Raw genomic sequence first — 3999 nt, forward strand, 5'->3', positions numbered from 1 at the left:
GTCGATGACAGCGCGTTCACGCAGGCCAGAAGTACTCTCAGGCGACTACGCAAAGCCCCTGCGGTGGCGGCTTGGGTGAGTGCGTCGAGCATGTTGATGCCGTGTCGGGTGGCGGTGTAGCTGCGGATCGCGGCGAAGTGTTCGGCTCCGGTCATGGTGCGCATGCTGCCGGAGACCTTGACGCGGAGTTTCGGCAGGCGGATGGTCCGGTCGGCGGCGTTGTTGTTGAACGGCACGGTCGGGTCGGTGATGAACCTCAGGTAGTCGTCGCGTCGGTCGCGGAGCCGTACGAACAGGGCGTGGTGCTTGCGTTGCAGCTTGCCTGTCCGGTGGCGGTGGCGGTGGCGCCGAGCACGACAGCCGAGCGCAGCAGGTGTGCCTGTTCGGCCAGGTCGGCCGGGTCGGGTTCACCACCGCCGACGCGGGCCGTGACCGTCAGGCGGTTCAGCTGCCGCAGGGCTGCGATGGCCTGGCCGGCGAGGTCGGCGACCTGTCCGGCGGCGGTGTCGACCACATAGACCAGTTCCCGCAGCACGTGGGCGTTGCGCAGGGCGTGGACCGCGTCGGTGTAGGTGTTGTACGGGGCCCATGCGTCGTGTACCGCGACGCCGGTGAAGGCGGGCAGCACCAGTCCGTCGACACCGTGTCTGCGGTGGACCGTCAGCAGCACGTCGGTGTGCGTGGAGGTGGAGTGCAGCCAGGCCAGGCGACCGTCGACGCGCATGCCGGTCTTGTCGAAACGAGCCTGTCCGAATTCCTATGTAACGCCCCGTTCTGTATAATTATCGGGCATCGAGGGGGTGTGGTTCGGGAGGAACAGGTCCAGCGCGTTGAGGGCCTGTTTCCAGCCGTGTACGCCGGCGCCTTCGACCATCCGCGGCGATCCGCCGCGTCAACGCCGCGACCTCCGCGTCGACATCGACGCCAGGGTCGTACTGCTCCACCGTTGAGACTGTCATCGAAACTGGTCCTATCTGTGTCGACCGGCTACCCGCCGGTCATAACGGACTAATACCGACATCCGCTACATAAAATTCCCTACAGGCCCCCATTTCGCAGCGCTCGACGTCAACCACTTTCGCGATTCAGCCGCCCGAATCCTCGCCGGGACCGACCACTCCAAGGCTTGTTGGTCAAAAGGCTGTGACCAGGATGGATGAGGTTTTCGGCATCCACAAGTCTCGGTGATGACCTCCAATCGGCGTCAACGCGCGACGGGCAGCACGGCGCGACGTAGCGTCTGGTTCGACAGCGCGGTGAGCCCTGCAGCGGCCGCGAGGGCGGTGCCGCCCATAAATGCCGCCGCCGGTCCCCACAGCCCGGCGACCAAACCGGTGAGCGCGTAGCTGACCGGAATGCCACCGTAACCGGCCAGGCTGCTCAGACTCATCACCCTGCCCAGGTACTGCGGCGGTGTGTGCGCCTGCAGCAGGGCCATCCCGAGCGCGCCAGCCAGACCGATGCTGACGCCGAGCAGTACCGACGCGGCGACCGCCCATTGCCTGGCCGGGGCAAAACCGACACCAGCGAGCGCGGCCCCCGTCACGAAGGCGAGAGGGCCAATGAGCAGGCCGGCGCGCGGGAGCCGGCCGAGCACTGCCACGGCCACCGCTGCCAGCGCGGCACCGACACCGAAGCCGCCGACGATCAGGCCGACCCCCGTAGCACCCCAACCGCGCTCCTGGGCCAGCAGCGCGATGCCCACGTTGAACGGGCCGGTGAAGCCCAACTCGGCAACCGCCGAGACGAGCAGGATGGTACGCAGCAACGGCGACCGCGCGGCCACAGCCAGTCCGGCCCGGACCTCTCTACCCATACCCCGGGATCCCCCGGCGGGCTTGGCTGCCGCTCCGGGGCGGACCCTGACCGTGGCGAGCGCGAGCACAGAAACGGCGAAGGTGAGCGCGTTGAGCGCGAACGCCGCCGTGATCCCGTGTGCGGCCACGACCGCCCCGCCGAGCGGCGCACCGGCAACGATCGCCCCCCGCGCCAGCGTCATCCGCATGCCCTGCAGCCGGGCGAGGTGCTCGGACGCCACCAGATACGGCGGCAGCGCCCCGACAGCGGGCAGGAACACCGCGTCGACCGCGCCAAACACCAGCGCCACCACGATCAGCACCGCGAGGGCTGGTTCCGTGGTGGCCGTAGCCACCGCCGCAGCGACCATCACCGCGCAACGCAGCGCGTCGCTGCCAAGCATCAGCCGCCGCACACCCCACCGGTCGACCACCGCCCCACCCACCGGGAGCAGCACCAGCCGGGATACCGAAGCGGTGGCCAGGACCAACCCGGCCCCACCGGCGCCAGCAACCTGGACAGCGGTCCAGGCCAACGCCACGAAGTAGACTTGATCACCCACAATCGACACGCCCAGCCCAGCGAGCCAGCGCAGGACGTTCCCGTCCCGGTAAGGAGGCGGTTGCCGGACCGGAACCGTCTGCGGCGTCATGGCCTGAACGGGAAGGCGTGGATGAACATCAGAACCGGCTCCCGGCCGGGCTCGTCGGGCCGATCCTCGGCACCGACTCGCCCGCGCTCGGCCCACTTCTGCACCACCGTCGTCAGCTCGGCACTCAGCTCGGCCAACTCGGGCGCCGTGAGACGGAGCAGGGAGTCGCTGGAGAACGAGGCGTCGATCCACGCCTCGCCCCAGGCGTGATCCTCGTCGATCCACCGTTCGAGCCGGCTAATCTGATGGGCCAGCATCTGACGCCTGGCCGCGACCGCCACGCCACGGGCCTGCGGATCGTCGGCGAACTCCGACCCCGCGAAGCTGAAACCCTCGTGGGTCTTGCGCCACCAGCGCTCCCGCCGGTCACCAGAGCGGCACGGCGCCTCCTCGATGAGGCCGTGCGTGGCCAGCTCCCGCAGGTGGTAGCCGACCAGTGAGAGCGACTCGTCGACCAACTCGGCGAGCCGGGACGCAGTCGCCTCCCGCTCCACGGTCAGCGCGTAGAGCAACCGCAGCCGCAATGGATGGGCGAACATCCGTAGCTCGGCAACGTTCGTGAGTCGCCGGTTCGATCCGGGTGGCATGCATCCACCGTAGAAGCTCAAAGACTTTAGTGCAACTTTTTTGTCTAGTCCGTTGGGAACGGTCACCGGCCCGAGCTCAGCTCCGCAAGCCGGTCCGATGAACGACGGCGCACCTAACATCGTCGACTGCGACGAGGTGACTTGGGACGTCGAGGGATCTCGCACCAGGTGACGACACTGCAGGCTTGAAATGTGTCCCCTTCGCGGCCGAGCGTCACTCCGGAGGCTGCGAGGTGCGGTTTGAGAACCGTGCGCCAAGCCGGAACACACCCGCTCGACCTGCCATACATCCGGCTTGTGGCGAGTGCGCCGCCGTCGACCCGCATGATGTAACCGATTTCCAGCCGGTCCAGGGTGCTGCGGAACTGGCTGTTGTCCCCGTAGCCGGCGTCCGCGGGCACGAGCGGCGGACGCAGCCTGTGCTCGGCCAGCTCGTCGAGCATTTCCACCACCAGTGCCCGCTTCGGCCGATGATGCTCACCCTCGAGTATCTGGCACCGGCCCCGACGGGCGGTCACCTCGGCCCGGTTCGCCTCATCGACCGCGTCGCCGTCCCACAGCACCGGCAGAAACAACCGCCAGTCCAGAGGACGCGACGCGGTGTCGACGCCCGCGTGGACGCTCACCCCGATCTGACAGTTCGCGACCTTGCCCAGGGTGCCGGAGTACTGCCTGGCCCCGCCCGGCGAACTTTTGCCGTCCTTCGGGAAGCCGATGTCGTCCACCACCCACGCCACCGGCTTGACCACATCGACAGCGCGGCGGGCCGCCGCATCCACGCCGCACTAGGTCCCACGTCGAGGTCGTTCTGATCTGCCGCAACCCCATCGGGAGGTGCACCCGACATCGCCAGGGCGGCCGTACACCATCGCCGGACATGCGGGCGTGTAGGGTGCCCAAAACTAGATTCCGGCTGCTGACCTGCGGTTTCGAGGACTCGTTCAGACGGCTCGGTGGTACTCG

At 68.2% G+C, this 3999-nt stretch carries 5 protein-coding genes; all 5 read right to left on the reverse strand.

Annotated features, from left to right (window positions below):
• The coding region (locus ACFHW1_RS28405; RefSeq protein ID WP_416616635.1) for an IS66 family transposase at window positions 1–317 on the reverse strand (317 nt) is incomplete at its 3' end.
• Entirely contained in the window at window positions 257–724 is a 468-nt protein-coding gene (locus tag ACFHW1_RS28410) for an IS66 family transposase (RefSeq protein ID WP_416616632.1), read from the reverse strand. The genes ACFHW1_RS28405 and ACFHW1_RS28410, both read right to left, overlap by 61 nt.
• A gap of 480 nt (window positions 725–1204) precedes the next feature.
• A complete protein-coding gene (locus tag ACFHW1_RS28415; RefSeq protein ID WP_289211934.1) occupies window positions 1205–2449 on the reverse strand; it encodes an MFS transporter in 1245 nt (414 codons plus the stop codon).
• Window positions 2446–3036, reverse strand: coding sequence for an ArsR/SmtB family transcription factor (locus ACFHW1_RS28420; RefSeq protein ID WP_289211935.1), 591 nt, complete (start codon window positions 3034–3036; stop codon window positions 2446–2448). Before ACFHW1_RS28420 ends, ACFHW1_RS28415 begins: the two co-directional genes overlap by 4 nt.
• Window positions 3037–3149: 113 nt before the next feature.
• Complete coding sequence (locus ACFHW1_RS28425) at window positions 3150–3815, reverse strand: transposase (protein WP_289211936.1); 666 nt, start codon at window positions 3813–3815, stop codon at window positions 3150–3152.
• Window positions 3816–3999: the final 184 nt, after the last annotated feature.

The organism is Micromonospora sp. LOL_014 (genome assembly GCF_048060245.1).
Classification (GTDB): domain Bacteria; phylum Actinomycetota; class Actinomycetes; order Mycobacteriales; family Micromonosporaceae; genus Micromonospora_E.